Here is a 22,741-nt window from a genome sequence, read left to right as displayed (position 1 = left end):
ATCAATTAATCAAACTAGTTAAACTTGAATCGATTATAAATGAACCGTTACTCCCGGACCAAATGGAATTCCAAAGAAAACGAATAGGAGTAGCATTACAATCCAAGTACCAAGGAAAAACAAGCTATACGGAAGCATTAACGCAATTAACGTTCCAATCCCTGCTTTTTTATCGTATTCTTTCATAAAGGATAGCACAATGATGATATAAGGGTTCATCGGAGTGATAACATTTGTTGATGAGTCAGCAATACGATATGCCGCCTGAATAAAGGCAGGATGATAATCCAAGAAGTAAAACATCTTAACAAAAATCGGCGCTTCTAATGCCCATTGTGCAGATCCACTAAAGATGAATAGGTTCAATACTGCGGTTAATAAAACAAAGCCTAGGACGACCCCAATTCCGGTAAATCCAACTGATTCCAGCATGTTTGCACCACTTACTGCAATCCATGAGCCGATATTTGTCCAATCAAAATAAGAAATAAATTGTGCTGCTGCAAAAATAAGCACGATAAATGCAGACATATCCTTCATTGCTTCTCCCATTAAGAAACCAATTGATCTCGTATTCTCTATTTTTTTAACCGTGACTCCATAAACAACTCCTACAACGATAAAGAACAAAAGGATTATTGGTACAATTCCAGATAAAAATGGAGATGGAACAATTCCCCCCTCCTCATTTGTTAAAGGAGAGTTTGGTATCAGAATAACGCCTACAATGACTGCAACATAAATTAACCCTGCAATAGTTGCTCGTATAAGGCCCGTCTTTTCAATTGGTTTTATTTCTTCAAAGGTTTTGTTCGCCTTCCCAGTGTATTTTCCGAGACGTGGTTCAACAATTTTTTCTGTTACAAGCGCCCCGACGATAGAGAGCACAACAACGGATGCAAGCATGAAATACCAGTTGTCAACAGGGGTTACGACGATATTCGAATCGAGCGTTTTCATTACTTCTGTCGATATTCCTGAAAGCAACGCATCTGTTCCAGTAATCATAAAATTCGCTGTAAATCCAGAACCAACGCCTGCAAAGCCTGCTGCTAAACCGGCCAATGGATGGCGACCGATATTGTAAAATACCATAGCTGCTAACGGCGGAATAATAACAAACGCAGCATCAGAAGCAATATTTCCGAGAATACCAGTAAAGATAACTGCATACGTAACTAATGCTTTTGGTGCTTTCACAATGGTGCTTTTTATTGCCGTTTCTAATAATCCAACCTTATCAGCAAGTCCAATACCAAGCATCATTGCGAGAACTAACCCTAACGGCTTAAACCCTACAAAATTATCAAGCATGGAAGTTAATATATATTGCAGCCCTTCTGCTGATACGAGACTCTTAATAAAAACCTTTTCCTCCACACCTGGTTGCACAAATGATACGTTAAATAACGAAATAACCCATGACAAAATTATTACCGCAACCGCCAAGTACACAAATAGCATGAAGGGATCAGGCAATTTATTGCCGACACGCTCAATACCATTTAAAATTCCAGTCATCTTCGGTTTCTTTTGTTGACTTTCCTGTGTAGTCATACATTTCATCCTTTCTTCCACATTATTTTTAAAATACGTAAAGCGTTAAAGTGATCTCCGATTTTATTTAAATCGATAAATTTTTCGTGGACGACCACGCTCTCCAGATTGAGATTCGCCACACTGTTCGACTAAACCACCCCTTTCAAGCCCTGCTAAAATTCGTCTACCATTTCGTTCAGTACTTTGTAGCCAGCGCGCTATATCCTGGGATGAAAATGCTTCTCGATTGTATTGTGTTGCATATGCTTCAATTTTTGATACTACCCCAGGACTAATGCCACTATCTTTTATAGCAGATTGCCACTTTTGGTCCAGCTCAACAGTACGGTAAGCCATTGATTGGCTTTGTTCCTCATGAATAAGCGTCATATTCTGGTCTTCATCAACAATTAAAATCGGAGCATTTTGATGCTGCTTGCGATTTCTGAAGCCATAACGTACATGCTGCTCTGCTTGTGAAACAGATTCACCATAGCCTATCGCTACATCAATACCAATGTTTAATTGCAGCTTCATTCCCTTTATTAAAGAGACTATCTCTGCTTCTGTTTCCTGGTGAACTTCTCCTCTTGTTGTAAAAATGAAAAACAATCCATCCCCAAGCTGCATGAGTGATCCATTCATCTTTTCCGATAAATGAAGTAAGGTACGCTTTAAATCAAGCTCATTATGCTTCATGCGAAAAGAATAGTAGAGCGCATCATCCTCTTTACCTAAATTAAAATCAACCTTAAAGCCTACTACCGCCATTTGCGCATTTCGATATCGCTTCACCTGTGCACGTTCAATTAATAACTCAATGCTTAACCGAATTGCTAGATAAGATGGTGTTACACGAAAAACAGGTATGCCAGCTTTCTTTAATGCAAGATAAGTAGATTTAATCGAAGTAATAACCACCTCAATATTTCCCTTTTCAAAATGCTCTTTATGAAAATCTACTAATTCATTGACATATTGATAGCCTTTAAATGGCGAATTAATATAATTCATGGACTTAAGATTGTAAAAAGAAAGTACTTTTTCAATCTCTTCATCTGCAATCGTATCAATCCCTATTTTTTGATAAACGGTGTTAGCAGCTAATTGTGATTCAAGTAATGTGCCAAAAAAACTAGAGCCATGTAATGGAGGGTATGTCGCGATTTCATCCGTTACCAAGTTTTTATCTATAGCATAGGAATAATTTAATACACCAGAGAAAAGCCATTGGTCGACAGTTGCTTTATAGGTTAAAAAAATCGCATCCATATCCTCTAATTTTTCATAAATAAACGGCTGAAAGTGAACATCTTTAAATTCCTTTACCACATACATAATGCGGCGTACCGAATCCTCTGGTCCAACGATACCAATATTAATTTTCATCTTTGTCACCAGCCCGTTCTATAAAACGTGCTAACACCTGTGTGCCATTAGCAAGCGCAGAAATGGAAGCATACTCCTGTGGATGATGACTAATTCCATCCTTACACGGAATAAAAATTAATCCAGATGGCCATTTTGCTGCCATGTTCATCACATCATGACCTGCACCACTATTCATCGTACAATGGCGTAGACCGAGCTCCGTACATATATCCGATAATTCTTGTTGCATATGGTAATCAAGCAAGACAGAATCGGTATCAACGAATGGATGCACTTCTATTGATATATTTCGCTCACTAGCAAGCTCTTTGCAAAAGGATGCAATCATCGAAGCAAGCTTTCTTTTCTTTTCATCATCAACGCTCCGAATATCAATCCCCATCTCAACCTTTCCAGGAATAACATTCATGGCATTCGGTGTGACCTTGACTGTACTAACCGTTGCAACGATTGGATGCTTACTTGTTCTATTTAGCTGCATAGCTTGCTGTTCGACATAAGCTATTAAAGGAGCTAAAGCAACGAGTGCATCCTGACGATTTTCCATCGGGGTTGTTCCGGTATGATTTGCCATTCCTTTTGCTTTAATTTGCAGCCTTACTGGACAGGCAATACCATGAACAATACCAATATCAAGCTCCTTCGTCTCTAATTCCATCCCTTGCTCTATATGGAGCTCTACAAAGCTTTCCAGTCTGTTCCTCGGTATCTCAGCTTGTGGTACACGCTCCCAATCCAAGCCAAACTGCTTGATAGCTTCTGGCAATGTGATTCCATGGACATCCTTTATTTCCGCATATTCATCAATGGAAAACCTTCCTGTTATCGCTTTACTTCCAATTGTGGATATGCCAAATCGGGCAGATTCCTCTGAAGCAAAACAAATAATCGCAATATTTCTTTTCGGAAGGATGTTTTTATCCATTACTTGTTTAACAGCTGCGAGCGCACATAACACACCAGCTGTCCCATCATATCCTCCACCTTGATTAACGGTATCCAAATGAGAACCAAAGGCTATAGACGGTAATGATGCAGCTACCTCCCAAATCGCCCACTGATTTCCCGCTTCATCCTGTGATGTTTTTAATCCAAGCTCTGTTGCAATAGATATAAATGCTTGATGGGCTGCTTTTTCTTCCTTTGTATAGCTTAACCGGGTATAACCCTTTACTTGCTTTTGCGGTGACGCACCATTTAAAGCGTTTAACTTTTCTTCTAACCAGTGCTTGAGATTATCCATTGCTAGATCCTCCCATAATAATATTCACATACGCCTCTAAAGCAACCGGCAACACAGCTTCCTCAAAATCAAATGCAGGATGGTGGTGAGGATAGTTTAATGTAGAACCAAATAACATATAGGTTGCTTTTCCACCATGCGCTTGTACCCGTTTCATCATGATACTAGCATCCTCTGACCCAGATACAGTTACTTTCGGTAAAATTTCTTTTATATATGTTCCGTTTTGACACCACGAAACGATATTTTGAATCGTTTCCTTACTACAGCTGATTTCCTCTGATTCACCTACATCGTCTATTGACCAAGAAACATCATGGACCAATGCCGTTCCTTCTATCATCCGTAATGCCTCTTGATAAACATATTGACTAATTGCTTCTGTTTCACCGCGCACTTCCACTTCCATATATCCACTATCCGCAATAATGTTCCTCCCACTTCCAGCATGCATTTTGCCAACATTAATCCGTGTAACACCAGCTGCATGCCGAGCAATGCCATATAATTGCATCGCAGTAGTGGCTGTAGCTAGTAGTGCATTTTTTCCGAGTTCTGGATGCATCCCTGCATGGGAAGCAGTTCCTTGAAAATGAACGTTCAGCTTTTTGGAAGCTAAAAAGCCCTTCGTCGATGCGGCAATCGTTCCAATTGGTAATGATTCAATTCCGATATGTCCACTGTAAAAACAATCTACATCATCTAGCCAGCCTTTAGCTGTCACTGCTTTTGCGCCTCTACCGCCCTCTTCTGCTGGCTGGAACAGCAACGTAAAACGCCCTTTAAGCTGTTCTCTATGTTTAGAAATAAATGCGGCAACTCCTAAGCCAACCGCCATATGACCATCATGACCACAGGCATGCATCACATTTTCATATCTAGATGTAAAGCTCTCCTGGACCGGATAATGAGAGGCTAGCGTAGATTCAAGAATTGGAAGTGCATCGATATCAAAGCGAAATGCAACATGGTCTCCTTTTCTTCCCGTGTCTAACGTCGCTACAACTCCAGTCATCCCAAGTTGCATACTGGCTAATAAATCTTCATCTACTCCCCATTGCTTTGCCTTATTTTCTTGAGCGACCATTGCTTCCTTTGTTGGCAATCCTTTTCGAGCTGTCGCATCCATCACATCATTTCCGACGTAGACAGAGAAGCCTTGCTTTTTTAATTCTGCATAAAGCTTATAGGTTGTAATATATTCTAAGAATCCTAATTCTGGCTCTTGATGAAATGAACGGCGCCAACCGATTAAATTCGGTATTTGCTTATTAATAAAATTCGTTATCATTTTACTCATCTCGCTTTAATTCATTTAACGTATCTATTGCAAGCTGTACCATAAATGTGCTACCATCCGCTAATGCCCGCTCGTTCAATTCAAATCCTGGATCATGGAGTGGCTTTTGATTTTCGTAATCTTCAATTTGTGTACCCAGCCAAATAAATGCACCAGGAATTTGTTCTAAAAACCGACTAAAATCTTCGCCTGCTAAGGATGGGTTTACATCAGGGGCAGCATGCGCTCCAAAATAATTTCTTGCTGTATTTCTTGCTAATGCAGCCAATTTCTCTGTATTAATTGTTGCTGGATAGCCATCAAGATAATCAACCTCCACGCTACCTCCATGTGCGTGTGCAATTTGTTCTGTAATTTGATGAAATCGCCTTTTTACCTCCTGCTTTACTTCTGCTCGATAAGTACGCACAGTTCCTTCTAATACAACCTCATCAGCAATGACATTGGGCGCATACCCACCATGAATCATTCCGATTGTTACGACAGCAGCCTCTAGTGGATCAACATTTCTACTAACAATTGACTGGATGCTTGTCACAATATGTCCAGCAATAACGATGGCATCATTCGCATAATGTGGCATGCTGGCATGACTACCATTTCCTTTGACAACAAGTTTAAATCGATCTGATGCCCCCATCATTTCGCGGTCACGGATACCAACATATCCAACAGGCAGATCAGGCCATACATGCTGCCCATATATAACATCTGGTTTATAATGCTTGAATAAGCCATCCTCAAGCATTGGTAACGCCCCACCGATTGGCGCTGCTTCCTCAGCTGGCTGGAAGATAAGTAACACGGTTCCAATAATATGTGCCTGCAGCTGCTGGAGCATATATGCTGTCCCTAGAAGCATTGCGGTGTGGGCATCATGACCACATGCATGCATAATTCCCTTCTCCTTAGATACAAAGGCATGCTCATTCGTTTCTTGGATTGGAAGCGCATCCATATCTGCCCTTAAAGCAACTGTTTTCCCTGGCTGTGCTCCTTTTATAATCCCAAGCACACCATTTCCTGCAAAACCTTCTTCAAATGAAACGCCGTAAGCAGTTAATTTTTCCTTTATAAACTGTGATGTATTTACTTCTTTATTGCTTAATTCAGGATATTGGTGTAAATGCCGCCGCATCGCAATAACATCCGGACGAATATGCTCTTTAAGTTCTTTTATCGAAATCACCATAGGTTACCTCCACAACATTTTACGAGTATCTTCTCTATTCAAAAAATCATAATTAATATATCTAGTTACAATTAACGGAAAATGTCCTTTAATGTACCGTTAATAAAAATTATACAAAAGCTGCCGCTTCATGTACAGATATTTCGGAAAATTTATTATAAATATTTTATTGGAAAAATATTTATTTATACAAATAACCTAGAATGTATGATATATAATCGGCACTAATATAACTCTAGCTACTATATTTTCTTCTTTCCAATAAATAAGAAGTCAAATAGTATATCACTATTTGACTTCTTATTTTCAAATCCAATGCGTTCACATTGTTTTATGTGCGCTTAAGCTATTTTCTCAAACGTAGATACGTCCTCTTCTAACGGAATATTTCCTTGACGTGCTTTTTTGGCAGCGTAAAAAAACAACGTAATGATGGCTACTGAAATAACTGCAGCCCCAATATATGAAAGATTTAATGCTAAGCCAAAGCCAATGCTTGCATTTAAAATATAAGTCATCGTTGCCATCAGCATGAATACGCCAGGAATCAAGGCGATCCAATAGTTTTTTCGAGCGATATAAAGATACATTGCTCCGACAAACAATGCGATAACCGCTGTTGATTGATTTGCCCAAGAAAAATATCGCCAAAGCAGTGTAAAATCAATTTGAGTTAATGCGATCGAAAGAACAAACAGTGGTAACGCAATCCACAATCTATTTAATACTTTCTTCTGAGAAAAATTAAAATAATCAGCGATGATCATTCGTGCACTGCGAAATGCGGTATCACCTGAAGTAATTGGAAGAACAATAACACCTAATACAGCGAGTGTTCCACCAACCGCTCCAAGCATTAACGTCGAAGCCTCCGTCACAACTGCTGCTGGACCGCCTGCAGCTAAAATGTCATTTAAACCATTATAGCCATCAAAAAGACTCATTCCAGCTGCTGCCCAAATCATAGCAATAATTCCCTCTGCAATCATCATGCCATAAAAGATTTTTCGCCCTTCCTTCTCTCCTCTAGTTGTTCTTGAAATAATTGGTGTCTGTGTGGCATGGAAGCCGGAAAGCGCACCACATGATATCGTTAAAAATAATAACGGAAAGATTGGTGCTTGATCAGGGTGAAAATTTTGCAAGGATAACTCAGGAATTGGCGCACCTGTAACTAGCATTCCAACTCCAACTCCTACAGCACTTATAATCAATAACGCGCCAAAAATAGGATAGAAGCGCCCAATAATCTTATCAATTGGCAGCAAGGTTGCGAAAATATAATAAATAAATATTGCCGCGATTATAACCCCTAGACTCGTCCAACCATTCATTAAATTATGAAGTAATTCAGCAGGAGCTGTCACAAAGACTGTTCCAACTAGTAACAATAGTAATATAGCAAACGCATTGACAACATGCTTCATAAACTTCCCTAAAAATTTCCCAGCAAGCTCTGGTAAATGTGCACCACGATTTCGAATCGAAATCATGCCGGTTAAATAATCATGAACCGCACCTGCGAATATAGCACCGAACACAATCCACAAGAAAGCTACCGGACCATATAATGCCCCCATTATCGGGCCGAATATAGGACCTACACCAGCAATATTTAATAATTGGATTAATGAATTTTTCGGAGTATTCATTGGCAAATAATCTACCCCATCCTGATGCGTATATGCGGGTGTTTTCCTGTCTGATTTTACTCCAAACGTCTTTTCTACAAATTTTCCATAGGTGAAATAACCGATTATTAACAAAGCAATTCCAAATAAGAATGTATACACGAAAACGCCTCCTTCAAAAATGTATGCGCATACATTCAGTTTATCGAAACTTTTCAAAAGAAGCGGAATTCGAATCTAACATGCAAAAATTAGAATATAACATGCCCAATTAAACTACTAACATGCATTATCTAACTCCATTAAAGCTCTAACCGATTTCGAAGCTCCTTCACATAGTTTCTACTAACTGGGAGCTTTGTTTTCAACCCATCAAGTTCAAGTTCATACGCGCCATTAAACCAGGGGCTTAGCTTGGAAATATACGTTAAGTTCACGAGATAGCTTTTATGAATCCGAAAAAAAGAAAAGGCCGTTAATCGACTTTCCAATTCCTTTAATGTAGCTTTAATAGAATACTTTCCTTTTTTCGTAATGATTCTCGTGACCTTATCATCACGATAAATATACAAAATATCTACTAAGCTTAAGTAGGCTATTTCACCCTCCGCTTCTACGGCTAGCTTTCCTACCGTACTTACTGTCTCTTTTCCTCCATCAGTTATGAGTTTATTTTCCAAACGCTGTACAGATTGCTCTAGCTGTGCAGGATCATAAGGTTTTAATAAGTAATCAAGTGCATTTATGCGAAATGCTTCTGCTGCAAATTGCGGATATGCTGTAGCAAAAACGATAAAAGGCACCCTCTTTAGATTCAATAATGATCGGGCAACTTCAAGCCCATCCATTTTAGGCATTTCTACATCAAGAAATACAACATCCGGTTGCAGCTGCATTATTTTCATGATCGCTTCTTCTCCAGTATCTGCCTCACCGATAATTTGAATGGATGGATGTGCCGCTAATAAGAAAATAAGCTCCTCTCGTGCATAACGTTCATCATCAACAACAAAAGCTTTTATGCGTTTATTCATGGATATGCACCTTCTTAGGAAGTCGAAAAGTAATCGCTGTTCCTTGTGCCTGTTGACTCTTAATCATTAATGCAGCTTCTTCCCCATACGTCATAATAAGTCTTCGGTTCACATTGTATAATCCCATTCCTGTTCCAGATGTAGAACTAGAATCCATGCGTTCCTTTCCTATGCGTGAGATTTTCTCTTGTTCAATCCCTTTTCCGTTGTCCGTTACTTTAATCGTAATATGTTGATCCTCCATCTGCATAGAAATTGTCACCTCACTATTCATTTCCATATCCTTTATTCCATGTCTAACCGCATTTTCTACAATTGGCTGTAATGTAAGTGGCGGAATATTCCACCCTAGAACCGCTTCATCAATATCATAAATAATCTTCAATTTATCAACAAAACGGGCTTCTTCTATTTTTAGATATGCCTTTACATGTGCTAGCTCCTGACTTATCGAAACCAATCTTGCAGTCGTTCCCGCTAGATTTTGTCGAATAAAATAAGAAAGGGAAACTAATAAGGCTCTCGCTTTATCTGGGTTCGTACGAATAAGGGATACAATAATATTTAACGAATTAAATAAAAAGTGTGGACTAATCTGTGCCTGCAGTGCCTCAATCTCTGCTTCCTTTGCTAATTGATATGCCCGATCTGCTGCAGCAATTTCAAGCTGATTACCAAGCAAAGCACTTAATCCCGTGACAAGTTCAATGCTAACATCTGTAATCTCTTTGTCGGTACGATAATAAAGCTTTATCGTTCCAACCGTTTGGTCCCGCTGCTTTAATGGAGCAACAATTGCAGCACCCAATGGACAATTCTCTGTTTTACAATGTATTGTCGTCTCCTTGGCAATGATAAGTTTTCCCGTTCGAATAACTTCCTCGGTAATATCCGTTAGAATCGGATGGTTCGCTTGATGGTGATCACTCGCAATGCCGACATGTGCTAAAATATGTGTCCGATTTGTCATGGCAACCGCACTTGCTTCGATTTCCTCATATAAAATAGAACAAACTGCGTGAGCAGAAGTTGTGTTCATCCCTTTACGTAAATAGGCTAACGTTTGATCTGCAATGCGAAGCGTTTTTTCTGCCTGTTGTGCATCTGCTTTTTCTTTTTCATTAACGACACTTTGGACAATTAATAGGAATATAGCTGTACCGACACCATTAGCTATAATCATTGGCATTCCAATCACTTCTACTAATGTTAGCGCCTTTTCAAATGGCTTAGATCCAAGTAAAATAATCCCCATTTGAAGCATTTCTGCTAATGCTCCAATTGCAAAAGCAGCTGGCAGCTTGATTTGCTTTCCCTTTTTCCGAAACAAAGCGGCAAGTATGCCCGACAAGATGGTAGCCGTTCCACAGGAGATAGCAGTAAAGCCTCCGAGCGTAAAACGGTGCAACCCTGCAATTAATCCCGCTCCTAAACCAACACGGTAGCCACCAAGTAATCCAGCTATGACCACTCCAATTACGCGAGAATTGGCAATTGCCTCATTAGATGTTAGCGCTACTTGCACACTATTAAAATGAAGCGCATTCGTGTCAAATGCAACACCTAAATAGGTGCCTGCAATTCCAAAAATACCAAAAAACAAAATCGCAGTAATTTCCTTTTCTCTACTTAGCCTATCTCCATGCACCATCTCTTGAAAAAAACGGAGACGTGTCACGATGAAGGCAACAGCAATAATAATTCCTACTCGTTCCAGCATAATAATAAAAAGCTCCACCATCGCCATTACCTCCACAAAGTTTGATTCTCTATTATGACCGCATATGTTACAAGCCTGCTAACATCGGTTCAATTGTGTGAACATCAACATTCCCCCCAGAAATCACACAAACAATTCGTTTATTTAGTACTTGTAGTTTTTCAGATAAACATGCAGCTACGGTTGTTGCGCTCGAAGGTTCAATTAATTGCTTCATCCTTTCCATTACAAATAAAAGTGCTTGCTTTATCTCCTCTTCACTAACTAAAACTAAGTCATCTAAATAGTTTTGTAAGATTGGAAAGGTGAGATCTCCAGGCTGGCTTGTCCGCAATCCATCTGCAATTGTCGAAGTCGGTGAAATCTGTGTAATATGACCATTTTTAAGAGAGAGATATGTATCATTTGCCGCCTCAGGCTCTACACCAATCACCTGTATAGACGGATTTGTCTCTTTTATCGCGGTTAATATACCAGCTATTAAACCTCCACCCCCAACAGGTACTACTACAATATCTGCATCCTTTACTTGCTCGATAATTTCCAAGCCAACCGTTCCTTGACCAAAAATAATTAACGGATCATCATACGGCGGAATATACACCCCTTGCTTTTCAATCGCTAATTCCTTTGCTTTTGGAATTCGTTCAGCGGATGTCAACCCACAAGCTACAATGTTCCCATGATAGGATTGAATTGCTTTTACCTTGCTCACATTTGCGTCCTCCGGTACGACTATCGTTGACGGAATACCTAGCGTTTGCGCCACATACGCGACCGCCTGTCCATGGTTACCAGAAGAAGCTGCAGTCACATAAGTAGTTCCTTTCGCTACTTCTTGCATCACTTTATTTGCTGCACCACGAATTTTAAAAGAGCCAGTCTTTTGCAAATGCTCTGCTTTTAAAAAAATATTATTTTGACACCGTTTTGAAAGCTGGCTTGAATGCAATATTGGTGTCTGATGAATGAAAGGTTGAATTCGTTCTCGTGCCTTATGGATATCTCCAAGATTCCCCATTGCTCCACCCCTAACGAATAAATTATTTTTCTATTATACTAAAAATTAAAGCGCTACCATTCAATATTCCATTATAAATTGAATGAAAGCGCTAATCTAGTTTTTATTTATTCTATTATTGTGACACGTAGTTAATTTTTTACGCTATACGCGTTCCTTCTTACGATTTCGGAGCAAGCGCACAAGTGGAAACATAAAAGAAAGAAAGCCTACAATTAATAAGCTTAAAGCAATAGGTTCCTGAATGAAAATCGCTAGACTTCCATTTGAAATCGTCAAGGATTGTCTAAACGCTTGTTCCATCATACCACCGAGAATAAAGGCTAAAATAAACGGTGGTGCAGGAAAACGAAAAATCCGCATTAAAAATCCAATAACCCCAAACAGCAGAAGTAAATATAAATCAAAAGTATTAAAATTGATCGCATACACACCAATAACACTAAACATAATCACGAGTGAAATTAACAATGGTCTTGGAATTTTTAAAATTTTTGAAATGTATGGGATTAAAGGCAAATTTAAAACGAGTAAAAATACATTTCCAATATACATACTAGCAATAATTCCCCAGAAAATCTCCGGATGATCCGTCATGAGTAATGGACCTGGTTGAACTCCTAAAACAAGAAACGCTCCTAGCATTACTGCCGTTGTTCCAGACCCTGGGATACCAAGACTTAATAATGGAACAAAGGCACCACTTGTAGCCGCATTATTAGCAGTTTCAGGAGCTGCCAATCCTTTTACAGAGCCTTTACCAAATTCCTCTGGTTTTTTCGAAATCTTCTTTTCTGTAATATAGCCAATAAAAGAGGCGATTGTCGCACCTGCTCCAGGTAAAACACCAAGCAGAAACCCAAGGAAGGATTGCCTTGTCATTGGCCCTCTCATTTCCTTTAATTCATTTTTCGTAATACGTAAACTTCCGAGCTTATGGGCATTGTCTATGGATAAATCTTTTCGATTAATAATTAATGTACAAACTTCCGCTAATGCGAACAAGCCAAGGGCAATAACTAGAAAATCAATTCCCTCTAATAGGTTGGCATTTCCAAAGGTAAAACGCTGTGTGCCTGTTTGTGCATCAATCCCAATTGTCGCTACCATAAATCCAATTACTGCTGAAATAAGCGCCTTTACAGTTGATCCTTCAGAAAGACTCGTTATCGCGGTAAGTCCCATAAACATAAGCGCAAAATATGCGGGTGGTCCAAAAGCAATCGCCACACTAGATAGCGCAGGAGCTAGCAGCATTAGTAAAATAACACTCACCGTACCACCAACAAAAGAAGATATTGCGGCAATGGCTAATGCCTTCCCTGCCTTTCCCTGCTGGGCCATAGGGTATCCATCAAATGCAGTAGCTACAGTTCCAGAAACACCTGGTGCATTTAATAAAATGGAAGAGGTGGAGCCTCCGAATATAGCACCATAATAAACACCCGCCATCATAACTAATGCCAAGGTTGGATCCATTCCAAATGTAATTGGAATCATAACCGCAATCGCACTAATTGGGCCTAAACCTGGTAGCATTCCAATAAACGTTCCAACAAACACACCAATTAATACAAATAAAATTCCTTCCATACTAAATGCAACCTGAAAGCCTGTTAAAACACCTTCAATTGATCCCATCCTATTCCCCCCTTAAAACGGCAATATCCCTTGTGGCAATGAAATTTTTAGTAGCTCCGTAAACGTGACATACATAAAGAGTGGGAAAAGAATTGCCACAAGTGCATTTGTCATATGTTTTTTATAGCCTAAATACAAGGAACAAAAGAATATAAAGATTGCCGTAGATAACACAAACCCAAGCCATTCCAAGCAAAAAATATAAAGAAAGACAAAGACAAAAACAACCAGTAGTGCAGCAATATCTTTTTTCGGAATTCTCCGTTGCTCTTTTTCCGCTTCTGTTTCTGTATCCTTGGAAAAATACAACCCGATCGCTAACAGGATTAGCAATACGCCCAAGCCTTTCGGTAATACATCTGCATCAACAGGTGAATATGGAAAGGAAGGAAGCTGGAAAGCGAGTAGCAAATACCCCACTGCCACAACAATCAATACGATGCTTATTTTCTGATTGATTGATTTCAGCATCTTTTCACCTCATTTCATTGAAATAATTCAAATTGAAAAAGAAGCATGGCTGCCCAACCAATATAATCAGTTAGGACAGCCTTGCCACATCGAAAAATCAATTTAATTCATAAGCAAGTATGCTTATTTTCCGAGCCCTAGTTCATCTAACAACGATTTGATATCTTCTTTTTGTTCATCTAAAAATTGTTTATAGTCACTGCTGTTCATATACATTTCATTCCAACCATATTTCTTTCGCACATCTGCAAATTCCTTGGAATCACTAAGCTCTTTGAATTTCTCTTCATAATATTTTACTGCTGCAGAATCCATGTCTGCAGGTCCAAAGAATCCACGCCAGTTTACGAAAGTAGTGTCAATTCCTTGCTCCTTCGCTGTTGGAAAATCAGAAAGCGTTTCTCCTTCTAACCGTTCTTCCGCAGTAATACCAAGCACTTTAATCTTTCCAGCCTTCACTTGCTCTACTGTTTCAGAAACACCAGTCGAGAATACTTCCACACTTCCATTTAACAACTGTGTTAATCCAACCCCATCTGGATCTGTTACATACTTAATTTTTTTCACATCTACCCCTGCTGCTTTGGCAATCTTTACAAATTGAATATGGTCCATTGAACCAGGAGAAGATGTACCAACAACAGTTATGCTTTCAGGGTCTTTTTTCATATCTTCAAATAAATCATTTAAATTGTCCCATTTAGCATCTTCCCGTACAGCAAATGCTCCATAATCAGCGATCATATTTGCTAGAGGTGTAAAGTCCTCATGCCCATACTCAGACTGTCCATTTAACGGAACTAAAATAATTGGTGGAGATGATACAAATAAATTGTATGCACTTTCTTTTTGACCAGCAATATATGCCCAGCCTACAGCTCCACCGCCTCCTGCCTTATTAACAACACCAATATCTTCTTCAATTATTCCTGCTTCATTAAATACTTTAGCTGCCATACGAGCGGTTGTATCCCAACCTCCACCTGCTCCCGCTGGTGCTACAATTTCAATTGGCTTTTCCGGCTTCCATTCCTTATTTGAATCCTTATCACTAGAGCTCGTATCATCCGAGCAAGCACTTGCCAAAACAATGAAAATAACAAATAAAAATATGCCAGCAATCTTTTTCATCTTAATTCCCCCTTTATTATCATGGCAATGTTGTTATTGCATTCTTTATAAAAATATAAGGGATTATCTCGTTTATGTAACCGTTTTCAAAATAAATAGCAAAAAGATTTTAACGGGCGTTTTGTTCATTTTGTTCATGAGTAATTACAAATTTCAAAAAAACCACCGACAAAGGTCGATGACTCTCTTAGGCATCCTTTTTGTATGGACGATATTTTCGTTCAGGTCTCCCAACAATTCCATACTCCAGTTCTGCAATAACTTCACCAGTTGAAATTAAATATTCTAAATAACGGCGAGCGGTTGTTCGTGATACACCGATACGAGTTCCCATCTCCTCTGCAGTCATCCCTATTTCTGTTTCGTACATATTTTCTTTAATTTTTTGTAATGTTAATGGGTCAATTCCTTTTGGTGTATCCACAATACCCGGTTTTTTCACCCCAAAGTAATCATCCAGAAAAGATTGATCAATATCCTTACTTGCTTCTAGATTTTCTTTTACCTTTTTATATTTTTCAATCGTTTCAATAAATCGCTCCATCTTCACAGGCTTAATAATATAATCGAAAACACCTGTACGAATGACATCACTTACAATTTCTGTTTCTGTTGCTGCAGAAATCATGATAATATCAACATTTAGATCGATTTCTCGAATTTCTTGAATAAGCTTAGAACCGAGAATATCTGGCATATAAATATCAAGAATAACGAGCTGAACAGGTTCTTCTTTTATTAATTGTAAAGCTTGTTGGCCATTAAGTGCTTTGCCAACTACCTTTACCCCAGCAATTTTGTTTAAAAATTCTTCATGAATATTGGCGATCCGATAATCGTCCTCCACAATGATGACATGAATCATACGCTATTCTCCTCCTTTCCTCAAGTAACTTGTTGAAGCGTTCGTTGCAATACTTTCGGAATAAATACAGAAAACACTGCCCCTCCACTTGGTTGATTATGAACTTCAATTTGACCGCCAAGCTCATGAATAATTTTTTTGACATTCGCTAAACCAAAGCCGCGATTATCCACTGCTTTTGTTGAAAATCCAAAATCAAAAATATGCTCCATCATTTCATTTGGAATGCCGTCCCCATTATCTGCAATTTCAAAAACAATATCTCCACCCATATCTGTTGCAAAAAACGTAACATGCTTATCGCTCTTGTTTTCTACCGCTTCCATCGCATTATCAAGCAAGTTACCTAATATTGTAATTACCTTTCCCATATCAAATTGATTTGGCAGTTCTTCAAGTGAGCTGTTCGCATCAATATGTAAATTGATTTTCTTTTCCGATGCCTTTCCAATTTTACCTAACAAAACTGCTTGCACTGTTCTGTCCTTTAATTGTCCAAGTAGTACTTTGTTCTGATGCAAATGCAGCTGTGATTCCGTTTGAATCAAATCAATTGCTTCATTATAATGTCCGAGTTGCAAAAGTCCAGATAATACATAGAGCTTATTTGTATACTCATGTGTTTGTGCACGAAGATCCTCGGAGTATGCTCGCACCTCTGATAATGTATTTAGCATTTCATTAATTTCCGTTTTATCACGGAAGCTAGAAACAACACCTGCAACCTCTCCACGCTTCCCAAAAATAGGAGTTCGATTCACAATTACTTCACGATTATTAAGAACCATTTCATCATCATGAACGGTCCCACCAGAACTTAAAACAGCATACATTTTCGTGTTTGGAAATACATCTTCTATTTTTTTATTGACATGATCATTCGATAACCCGAGCATGTTTTTAGCCGAATCATTCATCATCGTAATTTGTCCTTCCTTATTAATCGCAATAATGCCTTCTTTAATTGAAGCTAAAATGGCATTCCGATCTCGGTACAAGGAGGCAATCTGATGTGGTTCTAACCCAAATGTGTCTTTTCGAATATTATTAGCCAATAGAACACTACCAATAATTCCGAATACTAGAACGATAAAGGAGAAGCCACTCGCCTTTAAAAGCTTTTGCATAATAATCGATTGAATATCATCTACTAAAAACCCTACAGAAATAATGCCGATAATTTCGCCATCTTTATCTAATACAGGTGCTTTTCCACGTAAGGAAGGGCCTAAGCTACCAACTGCCTTGGATGTGTAATATTCACCCTTCAATAATGCACGATCATTATCACCACCAATCATGCGCTTGCCAAGTTTATTCACATCAGGATGTGCATATCGTATACTATCTGTATTGCCAACAACAACAAACTCGGCACCAACTATTTCGCGAAAATTTTCCGCAATAGGCTGAATAATCTTCTCTGGTTGCTCCGATGAAAATGCATTTCTCACAGTCGGCATGAAGGACATTGTTGTGGCAGCTTGTAACGCACGTTGACCAATTTGCTCCTCCGTTTCCTTCCATTCAAAATATCCATTTATTGCTGTTAGTAATACAGTAATACTTACAATTAGTCCTGTAATTAAAACGAGGATTTTTGTTTTTAATTTTACCCTCTTCAAATCAACCTCCCCCATCTATGTAAGCGTTTCAATTAACTTTATCATAAAAGCGAATTTATCAAAATACAAAGTGACCCTTCAATCAGAAAAGCATTATTTCCTTACAAGATAATAGTTAATTCCATTTAAAAAGAGGACGCTCCTAAATAGAGCATCCTCTAATTGGCTATTGTCTCCGATTAGCCATTGTTTCTTCGGCGATTTGGATCATTCGCTTTACCATCTCGCCACCCACCTTACCGTTATCACGTGCAGTTGTATCAGCGCCGAGTTCCACATCGAATTCATTTGCAATCTCATTCTTCATGCTATCTACGGCGTCTTCCGCTCCTGGAACTAACAATTTGTTGTTATTCCGGTCTGCCATCGATGATCACTCCTTGTGGGTTAATGAACAGATTTCTCTGTTCCTTCTTACAATGTGAGATAATAGCCTATTCGATACGTGGAAAATCGCGGTATCCAAGAGAAAAGCTGCTACTTTGGCAAATGTGTAAGTAAATTCCGATAAGCAAACCCCTTTACCTCATCTTCTGTAAAATGCTTTAATAATTCGTTTATCAAGTTCGGATATTGTGCAGCATTTTCTAGGTCTGTTACTTTTCGGGTAATGCCATCAAAGTCAGATCCAAAACCAATTTGATGGATACCTCCAAGCGTACATAAATAGTCTATATGACGAATAAGGTCCGTAATACTTGCATGATCACTTTCTTCCTTGATAAACGGAGGATTAAAGACAACATGAATCAGACCTTTTTTTGCAAACATCGCCTTTATTTGCGAATTGTATAAATTCCTCGGGTGATCACATAATGCTCGTACGTTAGAATGGCTGGCAATTGGATAATCTGCCAGTTCTATAATATCCCAAAAGCCCTTTTCGCTTGCATGTGATACATCTGTAAACACTTGGTGTTCATTGTTTAGCTTTACGACCTCCTTACCTAGTAAGGTTAAGCCTCCACCACGCGGCTCTCCTGCTCCATCTGCACAGAGGTTCGCATTATTCCATGTCAAGCCAAGCGAAAGAACTCCTTCTCGATATAATTGTCTTAGCTTAACAAGGTCATTTCCGAAAGCATCTGCACCCTCTAATGTAAGAACAGCTCCAATTTCATCTTCACCGAGTTGATTAAAATCGCTCCAATTCCGAATATGCTTCATTTCAGGGTTTTTTTCCAAAACTTCGCTGTGAAATAAATCAATTTGCTCTAACGCATGCTGCCATTTTTCATCCGAAGGAATTTCTGGCTCAATAAAAACAGCAAAAAACTGTGCTTGGTAACTTCCTTTTTTTAAGCGATGCAAATTCAGATCAAGCTCTGGATCGTCTCGAAAATTTAGCGGTGGTAATTTATATACCTTTCCCCTTTTAGCTTGCTGCAACTTCCACAATGCATCACAATGTAAGTCAATCACCTTCATAAGCCTTCACTTCCTTATCGATAAATTTCATTTTTCCACTTAATATCTTTAGATGAAGTAAAATCTAGACTAGCGTGAAAGCGGCTCTTTGCTTCCGAGGAAATAAGGACCTTGCCCACGGAAACTGAATTATATCCAGTTGAAACGCAAATCTCATACCATCATACGCTAGCGACAAGCATGAATAAACCCTTCGAAAATCCGCTTAGAAGCACCCTCACCAACAACAGCCATATTTTCCGGATGCCACTGCAGCCCAAGTACAAACGAATTCCCCGTGCTTTCAATCGCTTCAATAATCCCATCATGCGCAGTTCCACTAATGATAAATGGAGCCTTCACCATTCGATTAGCCTGGTGATGCCGACTATTCACACGAATCCGTTGCATATTGGTAAGCTTATGAAGCAAGCTTCCTGCTGCAACCTGAACAAAATGAGAACCATGGTAAAGCGGGGCATGCTGCTGATGTTGTAGGAGAGTCTGGTCATGCTGTGCATAAATATCCTGATACATATCCCCTTCTGCTGCAATATTTAATATTTGGCAGCCTCTACAAACACCTAAAATCGGTTTGTTTTCTTCGAGCATTTTTCGCACGAGCTGTAATTCAAACAGATCTCTCGACGGAATGATCGTTCCCAACTTCGGATGTGGCTCCTCACCAAATAATGTCGGATCAATATCATAGCCCCCAGGTAAATAAAGCCCATCTAGCTTCCTAGCAATTCGCTCTATATCTCCCTGCCTTACAATGTGTGGCAGGATAACAGGAATCCCCCCCGCCTGTTCTATCGCTCGAATATTATCATTAGATACCATATAATAGGACTCATCTACTTCCATTGATGCTGTAACTCCAATTAACGGTTTCACCAGCACTACCTCCTCATCATTTCTTCCCCATCCTATCTTCAGGCTTACTCCTTGGACGTAAAGTGAGCTTTTTTCCACCTTGTTTTTTTAATAAGGTTTGATGATACGTTCCATTTACCCAATCCTCAATTTGATCATCATACCACGCACTTCGAAAGTGTCCATCTTGCCCTGGCCCGACGATATGATAGCCTTCATCCATATTCGCTGTATCGATGATAAAGCGCCACGATGCACCATGGTCTACTTGGCCCGTTTCTAAATCAAAGGCAGCAGCCATCGGTGTCACTGCACTACCATCAACAGCCATTGGCTGCTTGCGATTAAAGAAAAATTTCAAAACGGGATTCACATCAGAAAGTGGATGATTAAATTGCACTTGATGATACGCTCCCCATTCCCATTCTGTAACATTATCACCATAGCGTTCAGTCAAACTTTCGATTGTTGATACAAACGCTTCATGCAATACATTTTGTAATCCACCTTTTTCTGAAATCCAAATGGAGGAGCTATTTTCTGCAGCTTGACGAAGTAGATTATCTGTTACTTGCCCCTGATTCGAAAAAAGCGCCAGCATCGATTCTGGAATGTCGTCATATACAAGTTCATCAATTGCAGCCATCCAATGATGAAAAACTAGCGGCTGCATTAGATTGGCATCATCATGAAAATCCCACTTTTCTGTGAGCAAGGTGAGAATTTCCCGTTCCTGTTCGCTCAGCTGTGTCCTTTTTAACTGCTGTGCAAACATCGGAATAAATTCGCGTGCGCGTAAATTCATCGTATCCATTTGGAGGGCCTGCATAGCGTCAATATTAAAAGAACTGCCGCTCTCTAATACTTCTGCTATTCGCTCATATCGATATGGCTGTGCCCATACATTACTAATATGATACGGATAATTATCAGGTGTTACTTTATTGTTAGCTGTTGCAATATATCCCTTTTTAGGGTTAACAACTCGGGGCAACTCATCAAATGGAATATACCCTTGCCAATCCTTGCTTGCATCCCAGCCTGGCAATGGAAGCAGGGCATCTGTTCCGTTCTTATAAATAGGAATGTTACCATTCGCTTTAAAAGCAATAGTTCCATCCTTTGCAGCAAAAACGAAATTTTGTGCAGGGGCTAAAAATTTTTCTAATCCCTTTTCAAATTGCTCCCAATCATTTGCTCGATTAATATGTAAAATCGCTTCAAGCTCCGTTGTTGCCTCTAAGGCAGTCCATTTCAAGGATAATACAGTATCCTCTCCAGAAGCTTCCGCAAATTCGGAGACAATTGGTCCATGCTTTGTTTCAACGACCTGATATGGAATTGTTTCACCATCCTTTACCTTAATAGGCTCATCAATAACCGTTGCCGTATACCATTCATCCTCATACAGAAATTCCTTCGCATTATTAGGATTTCTTTTTTCAACATATAATTGCTGCACATCTGGCCCTGTATTCGTAACACCCCAGGCAATTTTGTCATTATGTCCTAGAATGATTCCAGGAACCCCAGCAAAAATAACCCCACTTACATTTAGATCTTCTGCTTGTAAGCCCATTTGGAGCCAAATAGATGGTGTCGCTAACCCGAGATGCGGATCATCTGCTAGCATTGGCATACCAGATGCTGTTTTTTCACCACTTACTACCCAATTATTGCTTCCATTAAACGGTGGTGGAATGACCGCATGCTCGAAACTAGCTGCTATATCTATTTCCGATTCTTGAATAATAGTGGGTCGATCCTTTGGATAAGCTGGAAATATTTCAAATGCTTTTTCCTCAGGAAAACGATCAAGCAAGTAATAGTTAAACGCTTGCTGTTCCCAATGTCCACCAAGATCAAACGCCATATACTTTCCAATCGTTAAGGAATCAATTGGTGTCCACTTTTCTGGCGTCATTGCCATTAACGTAAATTCAATTGGAAGTCGGTTCTCCCTCGTTGCTTCTTCAATATATGCATTCACCCCTGCCGCAAACCATTTTAAAACCTCTACTCCTTCTTTAGAATAAATCTCATAGGATTTTTCTGCTGCTCGTCGTAAACCGAGTGATCGAAAGTATTTATCATGATCTACTGCCGCTTCTCCTACAACCTCACTAAGCGTTCCAGAGGCCTGCCGTCTCGACATTTCCATCTGAAACATTCGGTTTTGTGCTTGGATATAGCCTTGTGCAATATAAAGATCCTTTTCATTTGCTGCTTTTATATGTGGAACACCGTGTTCATCCGTTATCACAACAACTTCTTCCGCTAACAGTGGAACTTCAATGGTTCCCTCCAGCTGGGGAAGCGAACGATTAATAAATCCATTCATAAACATAAATGCGATTGCACATAAAACAACGATGCTTCCAATTATAATCCAACCAAGCTTCCATTTTCGCTTCTTTTTAACTGATGCTTTCCATTGCACTGTTTCTTCCATGTCAATCCCCCTTTACCTAATCTATCACTTACTGATTATTCTGTCACTTGTTTTAAAAGGAGACGAGCTCTTTCTCTCTTTCCTAATCTCACTTCATGTACAAGATAAAACGTCTGTATTTAAACTGTTTTACTGTATTAAAAATTAAAATATATAACAGAATTTAAGAACCCATTTATATCAAGGATAAAACTACACAAA

At 39.2% G+C, this 22,741-nt stretch carries 18 protein-coding genes; all 18 read right to left on the bottom strand.

Going from position 1 to position 22,741, the window contains the following annotated elements; genetic code table 11:
• Nucleotides 1–33: 33 nt before the first annotated feature.
• The 18 genes from QBK89_RS01240 to QBK89_RS01155 all read right to left on the bottom strand — a co-directional run bounded on the left by QBK89_RS01240 (nucleotide 34) and on the right by QBK89_RS01155 (nucleotide 22,540).
• Nucleotides 34–1,557: an AbgT family transporter gene (locus QBK89_RS01240; protein ID WP_284139185.1), complete on the bottom strand. Its 1,524-nt coding sequence runs from the start codon at nucleotides 1,555–1,557 to the stop codon at nucleotides 34–36.
• 63 nt (nucleotides 1,558–1,620) lie between these two features.
• Nucleotides 1,621–2,928, bottom strand: a complete 1,308-nt coding sequence (locus QBK89_RS01235) for a hypothetical protein (protein WP_284139184.1) — start codon at nucleotides 2,926–2,928, stop codon at nucleotides 1,621–1,623.
• Nucleotides 2,918–4,174, bottom strand: coding sequence for a M20 family metallo-hydrolase (locus QBK89_RS01230; protein ID WP_284139183.1), 1,257 nt, complete (start codon nucleotides 4,172–4,174; stop codon nucleotides 2,918–2,920). The genes QBK89_RS01235 and QBK89_RS01230 overlap by 11 nt, the downstream gene beginning before the upstream one ends.
• Nucleotides 4,167–5,465: an amidohydrolase gene (locus QBK89_RS01225; protein ID WP_284139182.1), complete on the bottom strand. Its 1,299-nt coding sequence runs from the start codon at nucleotides 5,463–5,465 to the stop codon at nucleotides 4,167–4,169. The genes QBK89_RS01230 and QBK89_RS01225 overlap by 8 nt, the downstream gene beginning before the upstream one ends.
• A 1-nt stretch (nucleotide 5,466) precedes the next feature.
• On the bottom strand, nucleotides 5,467–6,666 hold the full coding sequence (locus QBK89_RS01220) for a M20 metallopeptidase family protein (protein WP_284139181.1): 1,200 nt from the start codon (nucleotides 6,664–6,666) through the stop codon (nucleotides 5,467–5,469).
• Nucleotides 6,667–7,007: 341 nt separating this feature from the next.
• Nucleotides 7,008–8,459, bottom strand: a complete 1,452-nt coding sequence (locus QBK89_RS01215; RefSeq protein WP_284139180.1) for a carbon starvation CstA family protein — start codon at nucleotides 8,457–8,459, stop codon at nucleotides 7,008–7,010.
• 140 nt (nucleotides 8,460–8,599) lie between these two features.
• A complete protein-coding gene (locus QBK89_RS01210; protein WP_284139179.1) occupies nucleotides 8,600–9,331 on the bottom strand; it encodes a LytR/AlgR family response regulator transcription factor in 732 nt (243 codons plus the stop codon).
• Complete coding sequence (locus QBK89_RS01205) at nucleotides 9,324–11,072, bottom strand: sensor histidine kinase (protein ID WP_284139178.1); 1,749 nt, start codon at nucleotides 11,070–11,072, stop codon at nucleotides 9,324–9,326. Before QBK89_RS01205 ends, QBK89_RS01210 begins: the two co-directional genes overlap by 8 nt.
• A 46-nt stretch (nucleotides 11,073–11,118) precedes the next feature.
• Complete coding sequence (locus QBK89_RS01200) at nucleotides 11,119–12,072, bottom strand: threonine ammonia-lyase (RefSeq protein ID WP_284139177.1); 954 nt, start codon at nucleotides 12,070–12,072, stop codon at nucleotides 11,119–11,121.
• Nucleotides 12,073–12,216: 144 nt separating this feature from the next.
• Nucleotides 12,217–13,713, bottom strand: coding sequence for a tripartite tricarboxylate transporter permease (locus QBK89_RS01195; RefSeq protein WP_284139176.1), 1,497 nt, complete (start codon nucleotides 13,711–13,713; stop codon nucleotides 12,217–12,219).
• Between the two features lie 12 nt (nucleotides 13,714–13,725).
• Nucleotides 13,726–14,184, bottom strand: coding sequence for a tripartite tricarboxylate transporter TctB family protein (locus QBK89_RS01190; protein ID WP_284139175.1), 459 nt, complete (start codon nucleotides 14,182–14,184; stop codon nucleotides 13,726–13,728).
• A 123-nt stretch (nucleotides 14,185–14,307) separates the two neighbouring features.
• Nucleotides 14,308–15,315, bottom strand: coding sequence for a tripartite tricarboxylate transporter substrate binding protein (locus tag QBK89_RS01185; protein WP_284139174.1), 1,008 nt, complete (start codon nucleotides 15,313–15,315; stop codon nucleotides 14,308–14,310).
• A gap of 187 nt (nucleotides 15,316–15,502) precedes the next feature.
• Nucleotides 15,503–16,180, bottom strand: a complete 678-nt coding sequence (locus tag QBK89_RS01180) for a response regulator (RefSeq protein WP_284139173.1) — start codon at nucleotides 16,178–16,180, stop codon at nucleotides 15,503–15,505.
• Nucleotides 16,181–16,200: 20 nt separating this feature from the next.
• Nucleotides 16,201–17,820 carry an ATP-binding protein gene (locus tag QBK89_RS01175; RefSeq protein ID WP_481937819.1) on the bottom strand — a complete coding sequence of 540 codons (1,620 nt, stop codon included), beginning with the start codon at nucleotides 17,818–17,820 and terminating at the stop codon, nucleotides 16,201–16,203.
• A 151-nt stretch (nucleotides 17,821–17,971) separates the two neighbouring features.
• The gene (locus tag QBK89_RS01170; RefSeq protein WP_284139171.1) at nucleotides 17,972–18,172 is read right to left on the bottom strand and encodes an alpha/beta-type small acid-soluble spore protein; all 201 of its coding nucleotides are present in this window, start codon (nucleotides 18,170–18,172) and stop codon (nucleotides 17,972–17,974) included.
• A gap of 110 nt (nucleotides 18,173–18,282) precedes the next feature.
• On the bottom strand, nucleotides 18,283–19,233 hold the full coding sequence (locus QBK89_RS01165; protein ID WP_284139170.1) for a dipeptidase: 951 nt from the start codon (nucleotides 19,231–19,233) through the stop codon (nucleotides 18,283–18,285).
• A gap of 168 nt (nucleotides 19,234–19,401) precedes the next feature.
• Entirely contained in the window at nucleotides 19,402–20,109 is a 708-nt protein-coding gene (locus QBK89_RS01160) for a gamma-glutamyl-gamma-aminobutyrate hydrolase family protein (protein WP_284139169.1), read from the bottom strand.
• Nucleotides 20,110–20,125: 16 nt separating this feature from the next.
• Entirely contained in the window at nucleotides 20,126–22,540 is a 2,415-nt protein-coding gene (locus tag QBK89_RS01155; protein ID WP_284139168.1) for a penicillin acylase family protein, read from the bottom strand.
• Between the last annotated feature and the right edge of the window lie 201 nt (nucleotides 22,541–22,741).

The organism is Virgibacillus sp. LDC-1, assembly GCF_030137545.1.
Classification (GTDB): domain Bacteria; phylum Bacillota; class Bacilli; order Bacillales; family Amphibacillaceae; genus LDC-1.
This window is presented reverse-complemented; position numbering and strand designations above follow the sequence as displayed.